The sequence below is a fragment of the Amorphoplanes friuliensis DSM 7358 genome, assembly GCF_000494755.1.
Classification (GTDB): Bacteria; Actinomycetota; Actinomycetes; order Mycobacteriales; family Micromonosporaceae; genus Actinoplanes; species Actinoplanes friuliensis.
Map to the genome: position 1 here is coordinate 7,837,533 of NC_022657.1, position 20,844 is coordinate 7,858,376.

The window sequence follows — 20,844 nt, forward strand, 5'->3', positions numbered from 1 at the left end:
TCAGCCGCCGAGAGCCGTCTGGGCGTTCTTCTGGAAGCGCTGCAGGACCTCCTGCGGCTTGGCCGTCGCCAGCCCCTGCAGACCCGTGTCGAAGTCGGCCAGGACGCTGTCCATCTTGGGCGCGTTGACCGGGCCGTGGCCGTACGCGGCACCGGCGACGAACGGCGCGTCGGCCGGGAACTCGCTGGTGTACTGCGTCTGCGCCGACTGACGCGAGGGCATCACGCCGAAGGCTTTGGCGTACGAGAGCTGCTGTTCGGTGGTGGTCATCGCCTCGACGAACTTGATCGCCTGGTCCTTGAACTTGCTCTTGGCGGCGATGCCCCAGCACTGGGTGAACGACAGGGTGCCCTTGCCCTTGGGACCGGCCGGCAGCTCCTTGACGGTGTATTTGACGTCGGGGAAGTCGGCGGACAACGCCCCCTTGATCCAGTTGCCCTCGACGGTCATCGCGGCCTTGCCCTTGCCGAAGGCCTCACCGGCCCAGCCGGCGTCGAGCGCGCTCGGATATTTGGCCAGACCGTCCTTGAGCAGGCCCTGGACGTAGGTCAGCGCGGCGACGTTCTCCGGGGTGTCCGCGGTGGCCTGCTTGCCGTCGTCGCTGACCAGCCAGCCGCCGGACTGCACCAGGAATGCGCCGATCCGGTCGCGGGTGTCTCCGAGCGCGAGCGGGACGACGTTCTTGGCCTCGAGTTTCTGCGCGGCCGCGGTCAGCTGCTCCCACGTCGTGGGGATGTCGGCGTCGGTGAGTCCCGCCTTCGACCACAGGTCCGTGTTGATGATCAGGGCCAGCGTCGAGGAGTCCTTCGGTACGCAGTAGAGCTTGTCCTGGTAGGTGAACGCTTGCCGCAGATTGGGGTAGAAGTCGTCGACGTTCGAGATCTTGTCCGCGTACGGCTCGAGTGCCCCCACGCTGGCGTAGTCGGCGAACCGGGCCGCGTCGACGTAGAACACGTCGGGCGGGGTGCTGCCGGCCAGTGCCTGACCGAGCTGCTGGACGATGTCCTGCGCCGGCGTGACCGTGGCCTTGTTGCCACTGGCGGCGGCCCACTTGGCGGTCGCGTCGTTGACGGCCTTGGTCTCCGCGTCGCCGGACGACGCAATCATGATCTTCAGGTCGGCGGGACCGCTGCTCTGCTGTGTGGTGCTGCCGCCGTTGTCGTCGAAGCCGCTGCCACAGGCCGTGGTGGTCAGGAGGAGGGCGGCCGCGACCGCCGTGACAAGTCTGCTGCGTCTCATGGGGGACTCCTAGGGTGCTGTCTGGCGCAGGACGAGGGAGGGCTGGAGCAGGAGTTGCCGGGTCTCGGCCGAGCGGTCGAGGACACCCGCGAGCAGGTCGATGCAGCGCGCGGCTGCTTCGGTGAGGGGCTGGCTGACACTGGTGAGGCCGACCGCCTGGGCGACGGCGGTGTCGTCGAAACCGATCACCGCGCACCGGTGATCGAGCTCGCGGGCGGCGCGCAGGGCACCGAGCGCGAGGGAGTCGGAGGCGCAGACCAGGGCGTCCACGGACGGCAGCAGGTCGCGGGCGGCGTCGGCGCCCGGGTCGATGCCGTCGGCGACCGCCCGGTCGAGCCCGGCGCTGGGCAGGCCCGCCGAGCTCAGTGCGGTGGCCCAGCCGTCGCGCCGGGCGTCACCGACACCGGAACCGGCGGGCCAGCCCAGAAATCCGATCCGCCGGTGCCCCGAGCCGAGCAGGTGCCGGGTGGCCGCCTCGGTGCCGGCGGCGTTGTCGACGTCCACCCAGGAGTGGGTGTCGGGTGCACCCCAGGGCCGGCCGAAGGTCACGAACGGCACCTGACGCTCGGCCAGCCAGGACGTCCGCACATCGCCGTGGTGGGTGCTGGTCAGCACAAACGCGTCCAGGTCGTACGCGGTGAGCAGGTCCTCGTAGGTCGCGATCTCGCCGTCGTCGTCGGTCGCGGTGTAGAGCATCACCCGGTAGCCCGCCGGCGCGGCCGCGTCGGTGAGCCCGTGCAGGAACCGGTCCAGCACCGAGCCGTTGATGCCGTCGCGGGCCGGTTCGATCCGCACGGCGATCAGCCGCGACCGGCCGGTCCGCATCTGCCGGGCCGCCTGGCTGACCCGGTAGCCGAGCGCCGTGATCGCCTCGCGCACCCGCTCGCGGGTCTCCTCGCGCACCACCTCGGGGGTGTTCAGCACGTTGGAGACCGTCTGCCGGGAGACCCCGGCACGGTCGGCAACGGTGGCGATCGTGACCTTTGGCAACTTCGACCCCTTGTCCTCTTGAACGATCCAATTCGCATCCGGCATCATTGGATCGATCAAGTTTCTGGAATGTTTCGCACTTTGCTCCACGACCCGGCTACCTGTCAAGACCGCTGAGGGGATCCCATGAACCGTCTTCAGCCGCTGCTGCACGACCTCGTCGCGACCGTTGCCGCGCCCACGTCGGCGCTGGCCGGACCCGACGGCCAGGTCCGCACGGCCGGGGTCCAGGGTGTCTTCCACGCCGACGCGCGGGTGCTCTCCGAGGCGGTGCTGCGTCTGGACGACCGCGAGACCGAGCCGATCGGTCACGCGGACGCCGGCGCCGGGACCACCCACTTCGTCTCGCTCGCCCGCTGGCTCGGTGATCCCGGCCCCGACCCGACCGTGCGGGTCCAGCGGACGCGGATCATCACGCCCGGTCTGCTCGAGGAGCGGATCACGATCGCCTCCGGGGCCGCGGGGCAGGTCAGCACCACGGTCACCGTCGATCTTGCCGTCGACCTCGCCCCCATCGAGGTCGTCAAGTCGGGCAGCCGGGGCACGCCGATCGCCGCCCATCGCTCCGCGGACGGCACCCTGACCTGGGAACGCGACGGGATCACGGTCACGGTCACCGCCCCGGAGGCCGAGACCGACAACCACGGGCGGCTGACCTGGGCGGTCACCCTCGGCCCGGGCGCCGATCAGACCCTGACCTTCTCGGTACGCGTGAACGACCCGTCCGCGGTGGTGCACGCCCCGGCCACCGCCCGCACCTGGAGTCCCGCCGAGGTGCGGTCCGGTGACCAGCGGCTGGGGCGGCTGGTCGCCCGCTCGCTGGACGACCTGCACGCCCTGCGGCTGGCCGACGGCGACGACGTCTACCTCGGAGCCGGGGTCCCGTGGTTCCTGACGCTGTTCGGCCGCGACAGCATCTGGGCGGCCCGCATGCTGCTGCCGCTCGGCACGGACGTGGCCGCCGGCACGCTGCGGGTCCTCGCCCGCCGCCAGGGCACGAGGACGGATCCGAACTCCGGCGAGGCTCCCGGCAAGATCCTGCACGAGCTGCGCCGCCAGGAGTTCGTTCTCGAGAGCAGCGGGCTGCACCTGCCCGCGGCCTACTACGGCACGATCGACGCCACGCCGCTGTGGATCAGCCTGCTGCACGACGCCTGGCGCTGGGGTCTGCCCGAGGCCGGGGCCGGTGAGCTGCTGCCGCACCTGCAGGCCGCCCTGAGCTGGCTGGACGGCCCCGCCGACCCGGACGGTGACGGCTTCCTCGAATATCTCGACACCACCGGGCGCGGCCTGGCCAACCAGGGCTGGAAGGATTCCGGCGACGCGGTCCGGTTCCACGACGGCCGCCTCGCCGAGCCACCGATCGCCCTCGCCGAGGTCCAGGGGTACGCCTACCGTGCGGCCCTGGACGGCGCCGCCCTGCTCGACGCGTTCGGTCAGCCGGGCGCCGACAGGCGGCGGGACTACGCCGGCACGCTGGCCGAGCGGTTCCGCGCGAAGTTCTGGGTCGACGGCGGCTACCCCGCGCTGGCCCTGGACCGCAACAAGCGCCCGGTCGATTCCCTGACCAGCAACATCGGTCACCTGCTCGGCACCGGCCTGCTGACCGAGGCCGAGGAGCGAGCCGTCGCCACCGCGCTCGGCGGCGACACCATGTCCGGTGGCTACGGGCTCCGCACGATGTCCGCCGGTGACGCCGGGTTCACGCCGCTGTCCTACCACTGCGGATCGGTGTGGACGCACGACACCGCGATCGTCGCCGCCGGACTGGCCCGCGCCGGGTTCGCCGCGGAAGCGACCACGCTGATCGACGGCCTGCTCACGGCCGGGGAGGCGTTCGGATATCGGCTGCCCGAGCTGCACGCCGGCGACGCCCGGTCCGCGCTGAGCCGGCCTATGCCCTACCCCGCGGCGTGCCGCCCGCAGGCCTGGTCGGCGGCGGCCGCCGTGCTGATGCTGCAGGCCACGCTCGGTCTGCAGCCCGACGTCCCGAACGGCCGGGTCCGGCTCGATCCGCTGGCCGGCGCGCCGTTCGGGCCGATCACGGCGACCGGACTGCGGATCGCCGGCCACGCCGTCGACGTCACCGTGGACGCGGCCGGGGCGGCAACGATCAGCGGGCTGCCGGCCGGGCTGACACTCGGCTGAGCCCGCGCGGCAAGCGCCGGACGATCAGCCGAGCAGCGGGTCGAGGCCGATGGTCAGACCCGGGCGGGACACCAGCGCGCGCACGGCCAGCAGCACACCCGGCATGAAGGAAGCCCGGTCGAGGCTGTCGTGACGAATGGTGAGCGTCTCTCCGGTCGTACCGAAAAGGACCTCCTGATGGGCGACCAGGCCGGACGCGCGGACGGCATGGACCCGGACGCCGTTGATGTCCGCGCCGCGGGCGTGATCGAACTCTTCCTTGGTCGCGTCGGGCATCGCACCGAGGCCGGCCTCGGCCCGGGCCGCGGCGATCACCTTCGCGGTGTGGGTCGCCGTGCCGCTCGGGGCGTCCAGCTTGCGCGGGTGGTGCTGCTCGATGATCTCGACGGACTCGAAGTAGCGGGCCGCCTTGGCCGCGAACTGCATCATCAGCACCGCGCCGATGCCGAAGTTGGGCGCGATGAGGACACCGGCCTCCGGCTTCTCCGACAGCCACGTGCGCACCTGGGCGAGACGCTCCTCGGAGAAGCCGCTGGTGCCCACGACCACGCTGATGCCCTGGCCGATGGCCCACCGCAGGTTGTCCATGACGACGTCAGGGGTGGTGAAATCGACCAGCACCCGCGCGCCCGCGTCCGCGACGGAGGCCAGCGGGTCACCCTGGTCGACCCTGGCCACCAGCTCGAGATCATCCGCGGCGTCGACCGCCTTGCACACCTCGAGGCCCATGCGTCCCCGGGCACCGAGAACGCCGACACGGATCGGTTCTGAAGTCACGCCCGACAACCTAACGCACCGGATCGGCGGGCTCGACCGCACGCCTCGACCGCCACCAGCGCTCGGCGAAGCCCACCACCAGGAAGACCCCGCCCACGTACGCCCACCCGACCAGCACGTCGATCACGTAGTGCTCACCCGAGTAGACCAGCGTGAACGTCATCGCCAGCGGATAGGCCAGCAGCAGCGGCCACCAGCGCTTCGCGACCATCGGCAGGAAGAACGCGACGGCCATCAGCGCGTACGCGGTGTGCAGGGACGGCATGGCCGCGACCGGATTGGAGGCCTCGACCTGCAGGGCGTTGAGGGTGTTGCCGGCGCTGTGCAGCCCCACTGCGTTCCAGCCGTTGGTCGAGATGCGCTCGACGTGCTCGGGCAACTGGCCGTAGAGCGAGGCCCACCACGGCGGCGCGGCCGGATAGAGGAAGTAGGTGATCAGACCGGCCACGCTGAGCGTGAACCAGCGCCGCATGAACCGGCCCCACTGCTCCCGCCACCGCAGCCACAGGATCACACCGACGGTCGGCACCGCGAGGAAGTGCGAGACGTAGACCAGGGAGACGGCCACCTCCCACCACTGCACGACGTTCGGCTGGTAGAGGTGCTGCTGCAGCCAGACCGTCGGCACCTCACCACCGGTGAACCAGCCGAACATCGCCTCGTCGGCGTCGATCAGCTCGTGGACGTGCGGCGCGAACAGGTCGTCGGCATAACCGCGGGAGATGTTGTAGACCACCAGCAGCAGCGAGATCGGCAGCCAGTCCCGCAGGAACAGCAGGTGACTGCGCCACGGCTGGTCGCTGCGCCACGCGATCGTGGCCAGCCACAGCCAGCCGAAGGCGATCAGCGGGTCGCTGGTCGGCACGCCGATGAAGTACGTGCCGACCGCGAACAACACCGCCCAGATCAGCATGCCGATGATCCGGCGCTTCCGCCGGTCCGGCGGCGCCTCTTCCTGTACGGGTGGTGGGGGGCTCAGGGTGGTCACGGCGTCCCAGGTTAGACGGGGGTGGAAAACGCGTTCTCGTCGAAGGGTCCAACGACCGCGAGCGACATCGGCTTCGACAGGAGTTCGGCGGCCAACACGTTGACCTCGTCGAGGGTTACCGCGTCGACCTCGGCCAGCAGCTCGTCGACACCCAGCAGGTCGCCGTGCAGCAGCTCGGACTTGGCCAGGCGGCTCATCCGCGAGCCCGTGTCCTCCAGGCCCAGGACGTACGAGCCCTTCACCATGCCCTTGCCGCGGGCCAGCTCGTCGGGCGTGATGCCCTCGGCCGCCACGACCGCCAGCTCGGCCCGGATCAGAGCGAGAACCTCTTCGGCCTTGCCCGGCGCACAGCCCGCGTAGACCGCAAAGAGGCCGGCGTCGGCGTACTGGCTGCCGTACGAGTAGACCGAGTAGGCGAGACCGCGCTTCTCCCGGATCTCCTGGAAGAGCCGGCTCGACATGCCGCCACCGAGGACGTTGTTGAGCACGCCCAGGGCAAAACGTCGCTCGTCGGCCCGGTCGATGCCCGCGCAGCCGAGCACGATGTGCGCCTGCTCGGTGTCGCGGTGGCGTACCAGGGTGGTGGGCTTGCGCGGGCGGGGACCGCCGCTGGAGGCACGCTTGGCCGCCGGTGACGCCTGGCCCTCGTCGAACGGGCTCCCGGCCAGCGCGGCCCGGACCAGCTTGACGACCCTGGTGTGGTCGAGGTTGCCGGCGGCCGTGATGACCACCTGCGGCGCCTTGTACCGGGAGCGGTAGAAGCGGTTGATCGTGACCCGGGTCATCGGGGAGATGGTCTCCTCGGTGCCCGAGATCAGCCGGCCCAGCGGGGTGTCCGCCCCGAAGATGGCCTGCGTGAAGACGTCGTGCACCTCGTCGCCGGGCTCGTCGTCGTGCATGGCGATCTCCTCGAGGATCACACCACGCTCGGTCTCGACGTCGGCCGGGTCGAGGATCGACCGCGACACGGCGTCACAGAGCACGTCCACGGCCAGCGGCAGATCGGCGTCGAGCACCCGCGCGTAATAGCAGGTGTACTCCTTCGTGGTGAAGGCGTTGGTCTCGCCGCCGACGGCCTCGATCTCCGCGGAGATCTCCAGGGCCGTGCGCTTCTCGGTGCCCTTGAAGAGCAGGTGCTCGAGGAAGTGCGAGGCACCCGACATCGCCGGGGTCTCGTCACGGGAGCCGACCGCGACCCACACGCCGAGAGCGGCGCTGCGGGTCGTCGGGATCGCCTCGGTGATGATGCGCAGCCCGGACGGCAGGACGGTCTTTTTCACACCGTCTTGCAGGGTCCGGGTGGAAACGCGGGCCGGCCTTTCGGCCGGCCCGCGGGAACTCTCTGTCATGCGTGAATCAGTTGCGGTCGCCGCTGGGACGCTGGCGACGGCGGCGGGGCTCGCCACCACCCTCACCACGCGGGCCACGGTCCTCGCGCGGCGGGCGTCCGCCGTTGTCCGCACCCGCAGCAGCGGCGGGGGCACCCTCGGCGGCAGCCGGAGCTTCCTCACCCTCGGGGCGGACCTTGTCGAGGTAGATCTTGCCGCGGTTGTCGATGTCCGCGATCGAGACCTCGACCTTGTCGCCGACGTTGAGGAAGTCCTCGACCTTGTCGACGCGCTTGCCGTCGCCCACCTTGGAGATGTGGAGCAGGCCGTCACGGCCGGGCAGCAGCGAGATGAACGCGCCGAACGCGGCCGTCTTGACCACGGTGCCGAGGAACTTGTCGCCGGCCTTCGGCATCGTCGGGTTCGCGATGGCGTTGATCCGCTCCACCGCGGCCTCGGCCGCCGGGCCGTTGGTCGCACCGACGTAGATCGTGCCGTCGTCCTCGATCGAGATGTCGGCGCCGGTCTCGTCCTGGATCGCGTTGATCGTCTGGCCCTTCGGGCCGATGACCATGCCGATCTTGTCGACCGGGATCTTCACGCTGGTGACGCGCGGGGCGTACTCGGACATCTCGGCCGGGCTGTTGATGGCCGCGTCCATGACACCGAGGATCGTCGTGCGGGCGTCGTGCGCCTGCTGCAGAGCGGCCGCGAGCACGTCCGACGGGATGCCGTCGAGCTTGGTGTCGAGCTGCAGCGCCGTGACGAACTCCGGCGTACCGGCGACCTTGAAGTCCATGTCACCGAACGCATCCTCGGCACCGAGGATGTCGGTCAGCGTCACGTACTGGGTCTTGCCGTCGACCTCGTCGGAGATGAGGCCCATGGCGATGCCGGCGACCGGCGCCTTCAGCGGCACACCGGCGCTGAGCAGGGCCAGCGTCGAGGCGCAGACCGAACCCATCGAGGTGGAGCCGTTGGAGCCGAGGGCCTCGGAGACCTGACGGATGGCGTACGGGAACTCCTCGCGCGTCGGCAGCACGGGAACGAGGGCCCGCTCGGCCAGCGCGCCGTGACCGATCTCGCGGCGCTTCGGCGAACCGACCCGGCCGGTCTCACCGGTCGAGTACGGCGGGAAGTTGTAGTTGTGCATGTAGCGCTTGTGCTTGTCGGGCGAGAGCGTGTCCAGGGACTGCTCGAGCCGGAGCATGTTGAGCGTGGTGACACCCAGGATCTGGGTCTCGCCCCGCTCGAACAGCGCCGAACCGTGGACCCGGGGCAGCACGCCGACCTCGGCGATCAGCGGGCGGATGTCACGCGGGCCGCGGCCGTCCATGCGGACCTGCTCGCGCAGGACGCGGTTGCGGACCTCGGACTTGGTGACCGAGCGGAACGCCGCGCTGACTTCCTTCTCACGACCCTCGAACTGCGGGCCGACGGTCTCGACCATCTTGGCCTTGACGCGGTCCAGAGCCTCTTCGCGGTCGGCCTTGCCGGCGATCTTCAGCGCCTCGGCGAGCTCACCGCGGGCGGCGTCGGAGACAGCGGCGTAGACGTCGTCCTGGTAGTCCAGGAAGACGGGGTATTCGAGGACCGGCTTCGCGGCGACCTCGGCCAGCTCGCTCTGCGCGCGGCACAGCTCGCGGATGGCCGGCTTGGCGGCCTCCAGCCCGCTGGCGACGACCTCCTCGGTCGGCTTCGGCGCGCCGGCAGCGATCAGGGTCAGCGCCTGCGGAGTGGCCTCGGCCTCGACCATCATGATCGCGACCTCGCCGTCCGGCAGCGTACGGCCGGCGACGATCATGTCGAAGGTGGCGCGGGCCAGCTCCTCCAGCGTGGGGAAGTTGACCCACTGGCCGTCGATGTGCGCGACGCGGGTCGAGCCGACCGGGCCGCTGAAGGGCAGGCCGGACAGCTTCGTCGACATCGAGGCGCCGTTCATGGCGACGACGTCGTACGGGTGCTCCGGGTCGAGCGCGAGGACGGTCTCGACGACCTGGACCTCGTTGCGCAGGCCCTTGGTGAACGACGGGCGCAGCGGCCGGTCGATCAGGCGGCAGGTGAGGATGGCGTCCTCGCTGGGACGGCCCTCACGCCGGAAGAACGAGCCGGGGATGCGGCCCACGGCGTACATCCGCTCCTCGACGTCGACCGTCAGCGGGAAGAAGTCGAAGTGCTCCTTCGGCTGCTTGCCGGCGGTGGTGGCGGAGAGAACGGTGGTCTCGCCCAGCTGGACGATGACCGAACCGGCGGCCTGGCGGGCCAGCCGGCCGGTGGAGAAAGTGATCTCGCGGGTGCCGAACGACCCGTTGTCGATGACGGCGGTGCGAGTTTCGGTGCCGAGAGCTTTCTGCTCAGACATGTGGTGCGGTACTCCTTCGTCGAGGACCCGGCGGTTCACACAGCGCGGAGAAAGGCTGGCCGGTCTTCGATCGAAGTGCCCGAGATTCAATGCTCGGGAACCACTACCGAGGACCGGGGCCGGAGGCCTGGTGCCGCGCGGGTCCGTGGGTAAAGCTACGGGGGAGCAACCAGGTGGTCACTCCCCCGTCAAATCAGCGGCGCAGGCCGAGACGCTCGATCAGCGTCCGGTAGCGCGCGATGTCCTTCTTCTGGACGTAGTTCAGCAGGCGGCGGCGACGGCCGACCAGCAGCAGCAGACCACGACGGCTGTGGTGGTCGTGCTTGTGCACCTTCAGGTGCTCGGTCAGGTCGGCGATCCGCTTGGTGAGCATCGCGACCTGGACCTCGGGCGAACCCGTGTCGCCCTCGAGGGTCGCGTACTCGGTCATGATCTTGGTCTTGGTCTCTTGGTCGAGCGCCATGTTCTCCGTGATTCTGTGTTGCCGATGTCTACGGTGTCCCGCCCGAAGAAGGGCGGGCTCGCGGCCCGCGGCGTCGGGCAGGCAGGCGAGTCCGGTCGTCGGATGTGCCGACGTCCCGGCAAGCTTATCAGCAGCTCAGATCGAAGGCCGGGCGAGCACGCGTCGCGTCTCCTCCACGTCCTCCCGGATCTGCGCGACCAGCGGCTCGATGCCGGTGTAGACGCGCTGTTCGCGCAGGTGGGCGACGAAGTCGAGGCTCACACGCTCGCCGTACAGATCACCGGCGAAGTCGAGGACGTAGGCCTCGACCCGGCGCTCCCGGCCGTTGAACGTCGGGTTGGTCCCGACCGACACCGAGGCCGGCAGCGGACCGCCGTTCTTGCCACCGCGGATCAGCCACGCCGCATAGACACCGTCGGCCGGAATCGCGGCGTACCGGTGGCACATCAGGTTGGCGGTCGGGAAGCCGATCTCACGTCCGCGCTGGTCACCACGCACGACCACACCACCCAGGCGGTGCGGCCGGCCGAGCGCGGCAGCAGCGGCCGCGACGTCCCCGGCGTCGACACAACTGCGGATGTACGTGGAGGAGAAGATCAGCCCCTCCTCGGCGACCAGGGGCGCCTCCTCGACGGTGAAGCCGAAGGTGCGCCCGAGGGCCGTGAGCATGGTCAGGTCACCGGCGGCCTTGTGCCCGAACCGGAAGTTGTCCCCCTCGACCACCACCGCCGCGTGCAGCGCCTCGACCAGCACGTCGTGCACGAACTCCTCGGCGGTGAGCTGCGAGAACGCCGGGGTGAAGGGCACGACGCAGAGGGCGTCGACACCCAGCTGCTCGATCAGCTCGGCCTTGCGGACCGGCTCGGTCAGCACCGCCGGGTGCGATCCCGGGCGGACGACCTCGGCCGGGTGCGGGTCGAAGGTCACGACGACCGACTGCAGGCCGAGATCCCGGGCGCGTTTCACGGTGTGCCCGATGATCGCCTGGTGGCCGCGGTGCACACCGTCGAAGACGCCGATCGTCACCACCGATCGGCCGAATCCACCCGGCACCGCTTCGTAGCCGCGCCACCGCTGCATACCGCCGCCTCCCCTGCCACAGATCTCGCGGGTAAGCGTATCGGTCACCTTCCGTGCCTGAAACGCTACAGTTGATCCCGATATGAGCACCGACTGGAGTCCTCAAGTCCTACTCGCGGCCGAGTTCATGTTCGCGGTGCTCTTTCTGCGTGCACTGGCGGGCTACCTGCGCCGCCGAGATCCCCTGCAACGCGACGTCACGCTGGTCTTCATGCCGTGCATGGTGCTCTTCTGCACCGACATCGCGCGGCGGATCAACCAGGAGAACCTGCCGTACTGGGTCGGCGCGGTCACCCTGGCCACGGTGCTCGCTCAGCCGTACCTGACGGTGCGGCTGGCCGCCCGCCTGCGCCAGGTGCCGCGCTGGCTGGATCTGACGGTCCTGGTCGTCTTCGTGACCACCGCCGCCCCGCTGGTCTTCGCGCCGCGCCCGCGCCCGCCCGAGCAGTGGGGGCTCGCCGTCATCGGCTTCATCGGCGGTGAACTGGTTGCCGCCTACCTCCTCTACGGCAAGGCGCGGACGCGTACCGGGGCGAACCGCGCCCGGCTGCTGACCGCCGCGGGCGCCACCCTTGCCTTCGGCGCGATGATCGCGTTGCTGGGCATCGGCTCGGTGCCGGGCACCAACCCGGCCTTCGACACCGCCAACCGCGTCCTGGCCCTGATCTGCGGCGTCGGCTACCTCATCGCGTTCGTCCCGCCCCGCTGGCTGCGCCGGGCGTTCTCCGCCACCGCCGCCCAGTCGGTGACCGAACGCCTGCTGCGCGCCCCGGTCGAGTCCCCCGAACAGGTCTGGCAGATCTACGCGGAAATGATGCGGGTGCAGACCGGCGCCGACGCGGTCTCCGTGCTGATGCCCCGCCCGGACGGCATGCTCGTGCCCGCCGCCTACGCCGGGCCGTCGATCTCCCCACCCGAGGACCTCGGCTTCGCGGACGTCACGGCGCTGATCCGGGCCGGCAAGCCCGCCCGGCTGCGGGAGGCCGACGACGCGCTGGTTGCGCACTTCGGCGACGACCTCGGCGACGACTTCGTGACCGTGCTCAGCATGCCGGTGCCACCGGACGCCGAGGGTGCGGTCCTGCTCTTCAACCGCCACCGCAGCCTCTTCAGCGACGACGACCTGCGGCTGCTGGCAGCACTCGGCGGCCAGGCCGGCATCCTGGCCGAGCGGCAGGCCGTCACCGCGGCACACCGCCGGATGGCCACCGAGCTCAGCGCGTCCGTCGAGGCGCTCACCCGGGCCAGCCAGGCGAAGAGCTCGTTCCTGGCCAACATGAGCCACGAGCTGCGGACCCCGCTCAACGCGATCATCGGCTTCAGCGACCTGATGCGGCTCGAGGAACCCGACGGTGACCGCCGCCGCGTCCCGGCCGAATGGGTGGACCACATCCACACCAGCGGACGGCACCTGCTGGGCCTGATCAACGACATCCTCGACCTGGCCAAGGTCGAGTCGGGCCGGCTGGAGCTGCGGCTCGCGCCGCTGCGGGTCGACAGCGCGATCAACGAGCTGCTCACCGGCCTGTCCCCGCTGCTGACCACCAAGCACCTGACGGTGACCACCGCGCTGCCCGAGGCCACCGCGCTGGCCGACCGGGTCCGCTTCCGGCAGATCGTCGAGAACCTGCTCTCCAACGCGATCAAGTTCACCCCGGAAGGCGGCTCGATCTTCGTCTCGGCGGTCGCCGCCGGCGACTTCGTCGAGATCACCGTCGCCGACACCGGCGTCGGCATCGCCGAGGAGGACCAGGAGAAGGTCTTCGAGGAGTTCCAGCAGGTCGGCGACCCCGACCGGCAGCGGGCCGGCACCGGCCTCGGCCTCGCCCTGACCAAGCGCCTGGTCGCCGCCCACGAGGGCGAGATCACCCTGACCTCGGTACCCGACGAGGGCAGCGCCTTCACGGTCAAGCTCCCCGCGGCCCCGATCCTGCAGTTCGAGGAAGGTCCCGACGCCGGCGCCCGCGTCCTGCTCGTCGAGGACGACCCGCAGTCGGCGGAGCTCCTCAGCACCCAGCTCGTCGGCGCCGGGTACCACGTCGACGTCGCCGGCAGCGGCGAAGCCGGCCTCACCGCGGCCGGTGCCCACCCGCCGGACGCGATCGTGCTGGACGTGGCCCTGCCCGGCATCGACGGCTTCGAGGTCATCCGCCGCCTCAAGGCCGACCCGCGGCTCGCCGAGATCCCGGTCTTCTTCGCCACGATCATCGACGAGCGGCAGGCCGGCCTCGCGCTCGGCGCCGACGACTACTTCATCAAGCCGGTCGACCAGGCCGCCCTGCTCGGCGCCCTGGCCAAGAAGATCGCGCACCGGCCCACCCCGCGGGTGCTGGTCGTCGAGAACGACAACGAGATCCGCCAGGCCATCGAGGACGGCCTGCGCGCCGGCGGCGCCGACGTGGTCGCCTGCGCCGACGGCCGCGACGGCCTGGCCCTGAGCCGCGAAGGCCACTTCGACCTGATCGTCTGCGACATGCAGTCACCGGAGGTCGACGGCTTCAGCATGCTGGCCGCCATGGAACAGGACCCGGCCACCCGCCACACACCGGTGCTGGGCCTCACCGCCGCAGCCGGCGTCGAACGCGAACCCGGCGACACCGCCCCGCTGGTCGCGACGGCCATGGCCGGCGGCGTCGTGGCGACCGCGATGGCCGGCGGGGCCGGCTGGGAGACCCTGGCGCCGCTGCTCGGCGGCTCCGGAACAGCTGCGAATGACAAGAAGGAGAATCCGTGACGGCAGAGAACCCGCGCATCCTGCTGGTCGAGGACGAGGAGCTGAACCGCACCCTCGTCAAGGCGGTCCTCTCCCGCGCCGACATCGCCGCGGTCCGCGACGCCGAGGTCATCGACGCCGGATCCCTCGCGAGCGCCCGGCAGAAACTCGGCACCGAGGACGTCGACCTGGTGCTCCTCGACATGAACCTGCCCGACGGCAACGGCCTGACCCTGGCCAGCGAACTCGCGGCCGGCACGGTCGCACCCGGCCGCCCCGCCCGACGGTCGTCGCCGTCACCGCCAGCGTGCTGCCCCAGGACCGCGCCGCGGCGCTGGAGGCGGGCTGCGACGGCTTCCTCGACAAGCCCTACGCGGCCGCCGACCTGGTGGCGACCGTCGCCGACCACCTGTCTAGGCGGGGCTGAGCACAATCTCGGCGCGTGCCTTGCCGCCACGCTCCGAAACGATTGCCAGCAGATCACCCTCGGGGTCGAACACGGCGTACGGCCCGTCGATGCCCACCGGCTCGAGCGGTCCGCCGTGCCGCAGCACACGCGTCTCCTCGGCGTCGGCGGCACGCTGCGGGAAAGCCTGCCGTGCGGCGTCGGCCATCGACAGCGAGATCACATCGGGGGCGCGCTCCTCCAGCTCCGGCAGCGTCGCCGCCTCCGCGAGGGACAGGCCGCCCACCTGCGTACGCCTGAGGGCCGTGAGATGACCGCCCACACCGAGCGTGGCACCGAGATCCCGGGCGATGGCCCGGATGTAGGTGCCGCTGGAACACGTCACGTCGACATCCACGTCGACCACGCCCTGCTCCCGCCGGATGTCCAGCACGTCCAGCCGCGACACGGTCACCCGGCGCGCGGCCAGCTCGACCACCTCACCGTCCCGCACCCGCTTGTACGCCCGCTGCCCGTTCACCTTGATCGCACTGACCGCGCTGGGCACCTGATCGATCTCACCGGTCTGCGCAGCGAGCCCGGCCCGGATCCCCTCGTCGGTGACCCCGTCCGTGGCCGCGGTCACGGTGACATCACCCTCGGCGTCGTCGGTCACCGTCGACTGCCCCAGCCGAATCGTCCCGGCGTAACTCTTCTCTGACCCGATCACGTACGTGAGCAGCCGCGTAGCCCGGTTGACCCCGATGATCAGCACACCGGTCGCCATCGGATCCAACGTCCCCCCGTGCCCCACCCGCCGCGTCTTGGCGAGCCGCCGCACCCGCGCGACCACATCGTGCGAGGTCATCCCGGCCGGCTTGTCCACAACGATGAGCCCGTCGACGTTCACGCCCACCACCCAACCAGACCGCGCCGGGGCGGGCTTCAGCCGGGTGCGAGGTTGCCCGCCACCCGCTCCAGCAGGCTGATCAGCGTGACGTAGTCCTGCTCCGAAAAGCCGGCGGTGATGCGGGCCCGGGCGGCCGCGACCTTCTCGGCTACGCGATCGTGAGCCGCCTGGCCTTCGCTCGTCAGCGTCAGGCCGGCCCGGGTCTCTTTGTCCGGCGCACTGCTTCCCGGCCCGGACATGCCGGCGGAGTCCTCGATCCAGCCTCGGCCGATAAGATCGTCGACCTCGGGCCGGACGGTAGGCGCGAAGGGCGCGAGCGCGTCGTCCAGGTCTGAGCGGGTGGCTGAGCCTTGCGCGACGGTGTGCAACACCTGCCAGTGCCGCCTGGTCAGACCCTCCTCGCCGAGAACGCTTTCCAGGTCCGTCTCGATGCGACGGTCGATCTCCTTGACCCAATAACCGAGCGGGCGCATCCCGGCCTCCATTACATGTGTTTTTACATGTAGTTGTAAATTAACATGCATGGACGAACTCGCGGTCGTGGAGCGGGCGATGATCGCGATCCGCCGCAGCCAGAGCCGCCGAGCCCTCAGCCGTCTCTTGTTGCCTGGGGACACGGCAGGTTCAGCGAGCTCTGCCTTCTCCGGCTCGGCAGAGTTTCCCGGCTCATCGAGTACCGCGGGCTCGCCCATTACGGGCAAATCGCACATCGCGGCGGGCCCGCAGAGCGAGACAGAGTCGCCCAGCTCGGCTGGCCCCGCCAGCTCGGCCGACTCCCCCAGCTCGGCTGGGCCCGCCAGCTCGGTCGACTCCCCCAGCTCGGCTGGCCCCGCCAGCTCAGCCGACTCCTTCAACTCGGCTGGGCCCGCCAGCTCGGCCGACTCCCCCAGCTCGGTCGGCGACGTTCTGGGACGCGATGTCGGCGAGGGCTTCTCCAGCTCGGCCACCTCCGCCGACCGGGCGCATGCCGCCGAACGGGCTGAGTCCTTAAAACCGGGCATTTCCCCCGCGCCAGGTCGCTCAACGGGCTTGGAGCGGTCCGGGGAATTGGCGGGCGGCAATGATCGGACGCTCGTCAGTGACCCGGCGCTCTTCGGTGTGCTGGACGCGATCGAGGAGGCCGGGCGGCCCGTCACCGTCGGGGAGATCGCGGCGGCGCTCGGCGTGGACCAGCCGCGAGCCAGTCGCCTGGTTGCCCGGGCGGTCGCCGAGGATCTGGTGGTCCGACAAGCGGATCAGCGGGACGGCCGGCGCACCTTGCTCGCCCTCACCCGGAGGGGCGACCTGCATCTCGAACAAGCCCATCGCACCCGCCAGGCGATCTTCGCCCGAGCGATGGAAGGCTGGCCGGCCGAGGACAGGGCCACCTTCGCCCGGCTGCTCAGCTCTTTCACCGCCACGCTGACGAACCTGACCTGATTCACCAGGCGGCGGCTTCCGGCCCGAGCTGCCTCGCCATCGTTACCTCGGTTCCGGCATGGGTGCAGCAAGCGAGCGGCGCCGCGGGCGATGTCACTCCGGGCGGGATCAGCGGTTGCACCAACAACCACCCGGCAGGCACCTCGTCGGCCGAGCTCACCAAACCGACGCGGTCACACCAAAGACCACCCGGCACGTCCAACACCAGCCAGGCCGATCAACCAACCGCCCCACCCAAGACCACCGGGCGCGCACCACACCCACCGGGCTGACCGAGGACCGCGCCCGCTAACCACACCGAAGACCATCCGACCGGCCAGACTGACCACAGACCGCATCAGCGGGCCACACCAGGACGACCGTCTCGCACCACACCCGCCAGGCCGACCGCGGACAGAGTCAGCGGGTTACACCGGAGACCAGCTGGCACGCACGGCAGCGGCCAGGGCCGCGGACCGCTTCAGCGGGCCACACCAGGACCACCGGGTCACGCCACACCGATCGCGGACAGAGTCAGCGGATTACACCGGAGACCAGCTGGCACGCACGGCAGCGGCCAGGGTCGAGGTCCGCTGCAGCGGACCACACCAGGACCACCGGCTCGCACCACACCGACCGCAGACAGCGTCAGCGGGTTACACCAGAGATGAGCTGGCACGCACGGCAGCGGCCGGGCCGTGGATCGCTTCAGCGGGTTGCGCCGAGGACGGCCCAGCGGGCGCCGCGCCAGCGGATGACGATGAAGACGAGGCGGATCAGCATGAAGAGGGCGAGGCCGAACCAGACGCCGGAGAGGCCCCAGTTGAAGGCGTAGGCCGACCAGATGGCCGGGAGGAAACCCACCAGGGCCGCGGCCAGGGTCATCGTGCGGAGGAAGCCCACGTCGCCCGCGCCGATCAGGACGCCGTCGAGGGCGTAGACCACGCCGGCGAAGGGGAGCATGCCGACGAACCAGGGCCAGACGATGGCGGCCTGGGCGTGGACGGCCTGGTCGCTGGTGAACCAGGTCGGGACGATGCCGGAGCCGGCCGCTGCCAGGACCGCGAAGCCCACGCCGGCGATCGCGCCGACGAGGGTTACCCGGCGGGCGACTTCGCGGGCGGAGGTGTCGTCGCCGGCGCCGAGGGCCGCGCCGACCAGGGATTGGGCGGCGATGGCGACTGCGTCGAGGGCGAGGGCGCAGAAGAACCAGAGTTGGAGGCCGATCTGGTGGGCGCCGACCGCTGCGACGCCGAAGCGGGCTGCCACCGCTGTGGCCGACAGCCAGCAGGCCTGGAAGGCGGCGCCGCGGATCAGCAGGTCGCGGCCGAGTACGAGCTGGCGGACGATGACGCGCGGGTCGGGGCGGAGCTGGGCGCGTTCGCGGATGATCGCCCAGAGGAAGAGGCTGCCGGAGAGGGACTGGGCAGCGACGTTGGCGATCGCCGAGCCGGTCAGGCCCCAGCCGGCGGTGTAGACGAGCAGCGGGCACAGGACCGCGGACAGGACGTTCGGGCCGAAGACGAAGAACAGCGGCCGGCGGGTGTCCTGGACCCCGCGCATCCAGCCGTTGCCGGCCGCGGCCAGGAGCAGGCCCGGGATGCCGAGGACGGCGATGCGCAGCCAACCGGCGGCGGCCCGTGCCGCTTCGGGGTCGCTGGCCAGTGCCCGGGCGACCGGTGAGGCGAAGAGCTGGGCGAGGAGCACCAGCAACGCGCCGACGGCGAGCGCCAGCCAGGACGCCTGGACACCCTCGGCGACGGCTGCGGGACGGTCACCCGAGCCGAAGCGGCGGGCGGCGCGGCCGGTGGTCCCGTACGCCATGAGCGTGCCGAACCACACGGCGACCGACATCACCGTGCCGCCGACGGCCACGGCCGCCAGCGGTACGCGACCCAGGTGGCCGACCACAGCCGTGTCCACCAGCACGTACAGCGGCTCGGCGGCGAGGACCACCAGGGCCGGGAGTGCGAGTGCGGCGATGCGCCGGGTGAGGGTGCGCTCGTCAGCGACGGCAGGCGGGCTCATGACTGCTCATGATGCCCGCCCTGCCGTAAGGAGCGCAATGCGCCCGAGTGCTTACTGGCGGGTGTCCATCGACGTCTGCAGCGCGCGGCGGGCCTGCTCGCGGGCGTCGTCGGAGGGCTTCTGGGGCTTCTGCTTGGTAGCCATGATCGTGGTCCTTCCACGGCAGAACGGGTGCTGGGCACCCAGGGATCGATCGAGCGGGGCGTCGCGAGGTGCCGGTCCGGGATCGCCGGACGGGTGGCGGGGCGACGCAGCCGGGAGGGTGGTCCCGGGTGGCTCGAGGTTGCTGCGGCGTGCGGTGGTAGCGCCCGTGCAGAAACCAAATCACCGTTCACTCAAACTATCGTTCAGTCTCGCTGGATGCGCGTCGTGTCCCGCACTACGGGACGCAGAAATACGACAAAGGGCCGGCCCGCAGGCCGGCCCTTCTCGTCGAGACACCTAACGGATGAGGTGTTTCTCCAGCTCATCGCGCACGGAGGTGACCACGTCACCCGGCCGTCCGTACCCGGTGAAGCCCGCCGCCAGACGGTGACCGCCACCGCCGAGCTTGATCGCGACGGCGCTGACGTCCACCGCGCCCTTGCTGCGGAGTGACACCGCCCACACACCCTCGCTGAGCTGTTTCACGACCACGGACACGTCGACCTCGGCCACACAGCGGACCGGGTCGATCAGCGCGTCGAGCACGTACGGGCGCTGAGCGTGCCGTTCGAGGTCGTCGAGCGTGGCGTAGGTCCAGACCATGCCGTGACCGCCCGCGGCCGTGGGGTCGAGCTGAGCCCGGCCCAGCACGTCGGCGAACAGCTTCATCGCGCCGAACGGGCGGCTGTCGAAGATGCGCCGGGAGATCTCCCCCGGGCGCAGCCCCGTCGCGATCAGCCGGGCGGCCATCTCGTGGACGCGCGGCGTGGTCATGTCGAAGCGGAAGGAACCGGTGTCCGTGGCCAGGGCGACGTAGAGACATTCCGCGATCTGGACGTCCAGCGGCACGTCCAGCCGCTTGAGCAGCTCCTCGGCGACCACCGAGGTCGCCGCGGCCGTCGGGTCCACGAGTTGGATGCCGCCGAAGCCGGTGTTGGACGCGTGGTGGTCGAGCACCACCGTGGCCCGGGCGCGGGGCAGCCGGTCGATGAGGGCGCCGAGGCGTGACTCCGCCGCGACGTCGAAGACCAGCACCAGGTCGGGGTCCTCCCACGCCTGCGACTCCGGCACGAGCAGGTCGACACCGGGCAGCGCGGTGAACGGCTCCGGGATCTCGAACTCACCCGGGAACGTCGCCTGGAGCTGCGTCACACCGAGCCGGCACAGCCCCAGCGCAAAACCGAGCATGCTCCCCAGCGCGTCCCCGTCCGGGTTCACGTGGCAGATGAGCAGCACCCGGCCGGTCGGAGCCAGCTCGTGAATCGTCGAGACGGCCGCCGACCAGTCGGCTGCGGCAGGTCTGGCCGGGGCGGCGACCGCCTCGGTCACCCCTGGTCCTCGCGGGCACCGACACGCTCGTCGGCGTCCTCCTCGTCGTCTTCCTCGACCTTGTACGGGTCGGGGTCACCGGCGTACTGCTTACCGGCGGCGAGACGCTGGACCTCCTCGTCGCGGTGCCGTGCGGCGGCCAGCAGGTCGTCGATCTCCTTGACGTTGTCCTGGACGTTGTCCAGAACGAAGGTCAGGCTCGGCGAGTGCCGCAGGGCCAGGGCGTGGCCGACGCGGGTGCGCAGCATGCCCTTGGCGCTCTCCAGCGCTGCCGCGGTCGCGGCCTGCTCGGTCTGGTCACCGAGCACGGTGTAGTACACGTGCGCGTCCCGCAGGTCGCCCGTGATGCGGGCGTCCGTGACGGTCAGCATGCCGAGCCGGGGATCCTTGATCTCGCGTACCAGCGAGGCGACCAGCTCGCGGATGCGCTCCGCGTGCCGACGCGTCTTGGCCGGATCCGACATATCGCCCACCTCCGACAACCGTGCCTGCGGGTGAACCACCCCGCCCAACGCCTGAAGCCTACCCATCGGAGCTGGGAGCCGAACGTCCCGGCCGTCCG

The 20,844-nt window shown here is 70.8% G+C and carries 16 protein-coding genes and 1 pseudogene; 4 read left to right on the plus strand and 13 right to left on the minus strand.

Annotation, left to right across the window (positions count from 1 at the left end; translation table 11 throughout):
* Together AFR_RS36060 and AFR_RS36065 are read right to left on the minus strand one after the other, a co-directional pair.
* Complete coding sequence (locus tag AFR_RS36060) at positions 1-1,239, minus strand: sugar ABC transporter substrate-binding protein (RefSeq protein ID WP_023561768.1); 1,239 nt, start codon at positions 1,237-1,239, stop codon at positions 1-3.
* Positions 1,240-1,248: 9 nt separating this feature from the next.
* Positions 1,249-2,229: a LacI family DNA-binding transcriptional regulator gene (locus tag AFR_RS36065; RefSeq protein ID WP_023561769.1), complete on the minus strand. Its 981-nt coding sequence runs from the start codon at positions 2,227-2,229 to the stop codon at positions 1,249-1,251.
* Between the two features lie 126 nt (positions 2,230-2,355).
* On the opposite strand from AFR_RS36065, the gene AFR_RS36070 reads away from it, so the two are divergent.
* On the plus strand, positions 2,356-4,377 hold the full coding sequence (locus tag AFR_RS36070) for an amylo-alpha-1,6-glucosidase (protein ID WP_023561770.1): 2,022 nt from the start codon (positions 2,356-2,358) through the stop codon (positions 4,375-4,377).
* Between the two features lie 24 nt (positions 4,378-4,401).
* Here AFR_RS36070 and dapB read toward each other — a convergent pair whose 3' ends face one another.
* The 6 genes from dapB to AFR_RS36100 form a co-directional block, all read right to left on the minus strand.
* Positions 4,402-5,106, minus strand: a complete 705-nt coding sequence (gene dapB / locus AFR_RS36075) for a 4-hydroxy-tetrahydrodipicolinate reductase (RefSeq protein ID WP_023561771.1) — start codon at positions 5,104-5,106, stop codon at positions 4,402-4,404.
* 58 nt (positions 5,107-5,164) lie between these two features.
* The gene (locus AFR_RS36080; protein ID WP_023561772.1) at positions 5,165-6,067 is read right to left on the minus strand and encodes a phosphatase PAP2 family protein; all 903 of its coding nucleotides are present in this window, start codon (positions 6,065-6,067) and stop codon (positions 5,165-5,167) included.
* A gap of 86 nt (positions 6,068-6,153) precedes the next feature.
* Entirely contained in the window at positions 6,154-7,491 is a 1,338-nt protein-coding gene (locus AFR_RS36085; protein ID WP_052359885.1) for a M16 family metallopeptidase, read from the minus strand.
* Between the two features lie 7 nt (positions 7,492-7,498).
* Positions 7,499-9,832, minus strand: a complete 2,334-nt coding sequence (locus AFR_RS36090; protein WP_023561774.1) for a polyribonucleotide nucleotidyltransferase — start codon at positions 9,830-9,832, stop codon at positions 7,499-7,501.
* A gap of 193 nt (positions 9,833-10,025) precedes the next feature.
* Positions 10,026-10,295 (minus strand): 30S ribosomal protein S15, encoded by a 270-nt coding sequence (gene rpsO, locus AFR_RS36095; RefSeq protein WP_023561775.1) that lies wholly within the window; start codon positions 10,293-10,295, stop codon positions 10,026-10,028.
* A gap of 135 nt (positions 10,296-10,430) precedes the next feature.
* Positions 10,431-11,375: a bifunctional riboflavin kinase/FAD synthetase gene (locus AFR_RS36100; RefSeq protein WP_023561776.1), complete on the minus strand. Its 945-nt coding sequence runs from the start codon at positions 11,373-11,375 to the stop codon at positions 10,431-10,433.
* Between the two features lie 82 nt (positions 11,376-11,457).
* On the opposite strand from AFR_RS36100, the gene AFR_RS36105 reads away from it, so the two are divergent.
* Together AFR_RS36105 and AFR_RS48180 are read left to right on the plus strand one after the other, a co-directional pair.
* Positions 11,458-14,109 (plus strand): response regulator, encoded by a 2,652-nt coding sequence (locus AFR_RS36105; protein WP_023561777.1) that lies wholly within the window; start codon positions 11,458-11,460, stop codon positions 14,107-14,109.
* Positions 14,106-14,282, plus strand: a pseudogene (locus AFR_RS48180) (hypothetical protein); the annotation flags it as partial. The gene AFR_RS36105 and the pseudogene AFR_RS48180, both read left to right, overlap by 4 nt.
* Positions 14,283-14,501: 219 nt before the next feature.
* Here AFR_RS48180 and truB read toward each other — a convergent pair.
* Both truB and AFR_RS36120 read right to left on the minus strand, forming a co-directional pair.
* On the minus strand, positions 14,502-15,422 hold the full coding sequence (gene truB / locus AFR_RS36115; RefSeq protein ID WP_438829955.1) for a tRNA pseudouridine(55) synthase TruB: 921 nt from the start codon (positions 15,420-15,422) through the stop codon (positions 14,502-14,504).
* The gene (locus tag AFR_RS36120; RefSeq protein WP_041843189.1) at positions 15,419-15,856 is read right to left on the minus strand and encodes a MarR family winged helix-turn-helix transcriptional regulator; all 438 of its coding nucleotides are present in this window, start codon (positions 15,854-15,856) and stop codon (positions 15,419-15,421) included. The genes truB and AFR_RS36120 overlap by 4 nt, the downstream gene beginning before the upstream one ends.
* Before the next feature lie 49 nt (positions 15,857-15,905).
* Here AFR_RS36120 and AFR_RS48525 point away from each other — a divergent pair, with 49 nt between their 5' ends.
* Positions 15,906-16,802, plus strand: a complete 897-nt coding sequence (locus AFR_RS48525) for a MarR family winged helix-turn-helix transcriptional regulator (RefSeq protein WP_023561781.1) — start codon at positions 15,906-15,908, stop codon at positions 16,800-16,802.
* 687 nt (positions 16,803-17,489) lie between these two features.
* On the opposite strand, the gene AFR_RS36130 is transcribed toward AFR_RS48525, so the two are convergent.
* The 3 genes from AFR_RS36130 to rbfA all read right to left on the minus strand — a co-directional run bounded on the left by AFR_RS36130 (position 17,490) and on the right by rbfA (position 20,746).
* Positions 17,490-18,809, minus strand: coding sequence for an MATE family efflux transporter (locus AFR_RS36130; RefSeq protein WP_023561782.1), 1,320 nt, complete (start codon positions 18,807-18,809; stop codon positions 17,490-17,492).
* Between the two features lie 441 nt (positions 18,810-19,250).
* Entirely contained in the window at positions 19,251-20,282 is a 1,032-nt protein-coding gene (locus tag AFR_RS36135) for a DHH family phosphoesterase (RefSeq protein ID WP_023561783.1), read from the minus strand.
* Positions 20,279-20,746: a 30S ribosome-binding factor RbfA gene (gene rbfA, locus AFR_RS36140; protein WP_023561784.1), complete on the minus strand. Its 468-nt coding sequence runs from the start codon at positions 20,744-20,746 to the stop codon at positions 20,279-20,281. The genes AFR_RS36135 and rbfA overlap by 4 nt, the downstream gene beginning before the upstream one ends.
* Between the last annotated feature and the right edge of the window lie 98 nt (positions 20,747-20,844).

Bases quoted from the DNA above. Each gene is read 5' to 3' on its own strand.
- AFR_RS36060 (WP_023561768.1), bottom strand. From the start codon at position 1,239: ATGAGACGCAGCAGACTTGTCACGGCGGTCGCGGCCGCCCTCCTCCTG.
- AFR_RS36070 (WP_023561770.1), top strand. From the start codon at position 2,356: ATGAACCGTCTTCAGCCGCTGCTGCACGACCTCGTCGCGACCGTTGCC.
- dapB (WP_023561771.1), bottom strand. From the start codon at position 5,106: ATGGGCCTCGAGGTGTGCAAGGCGGTCGACGCCGCGGATGATCTCGAG.
- AFR_RS36080 (WP_023561772.1), bottom strand. From the start codon at position 6,067: ATGCTGATCTGGGCGGTGTTGTTCGCGGTCGGCACGTACTTCATCGGC.
- AFR_RS36085 (WP_052359885.1), bottom strand. From the start codon at position 7,491: ATGACAGAGAGTTCCCGCGGGCCGGCCGAAAGGCCGGCCCGCGTTTCC.
- AFR_RS36090 (WP_023561774.1), bottom strand. From the start codon at position 9,832: ATGTCTGAGCAGAAAGCTCTCGGCACCGAAACTCGCACCGCCGTCATC.
- rpsO (WP_023561775.1), bottom strand. From the start codon at position 10,295: ATGGCGCTCGACCAAGAGACCAAGACCAAGATCATGACCGAGTACGCG.
- AFR_RS36100 (WP_023561776.1), bottom strand. From the start codon at position 11,375: ATGCAGCGGTGGCGCGGCTACGAAGCGGTGCCGGGTGGATTCGGCCGA.
- AFR_RS36105 (WP_023561777.1), top strand. From the start codon at position 11,458: ATGAGCACCGACTGGAGTCCTCAAGTCCTACTCGCGGCCGAGTTCATG.
- AFR_RS36120 (WP_041843189.1), bottom strand. From the start codon at position 15,856: ATGCGCCCGCTCGGTTATTGGGTCAAGGAGATCGACCGTCGCATCGAG.
- AFR_RS48525 (WP_023561781.1), top strand. From the start codon at position 15,906: ATGGACGAACTCGCGGTCGTGGAGCGGGCGATGATCGCGATCCGCCGC.
- AFR_RS36130 (WP_023561782.1), bottom strand. From the start codon at position 18,809: ATGAGCCCGCCTGCCGTCGCTGACGAGCGCACCCTCACCCGGCGCATC.
- rbfA (WP_023561784.1), bottom strand. From the start codon at position 20,746: ATGTCGGATCCGGCCAAGACGCGTCGGCACGCGGAGCGCATCCGCGAG.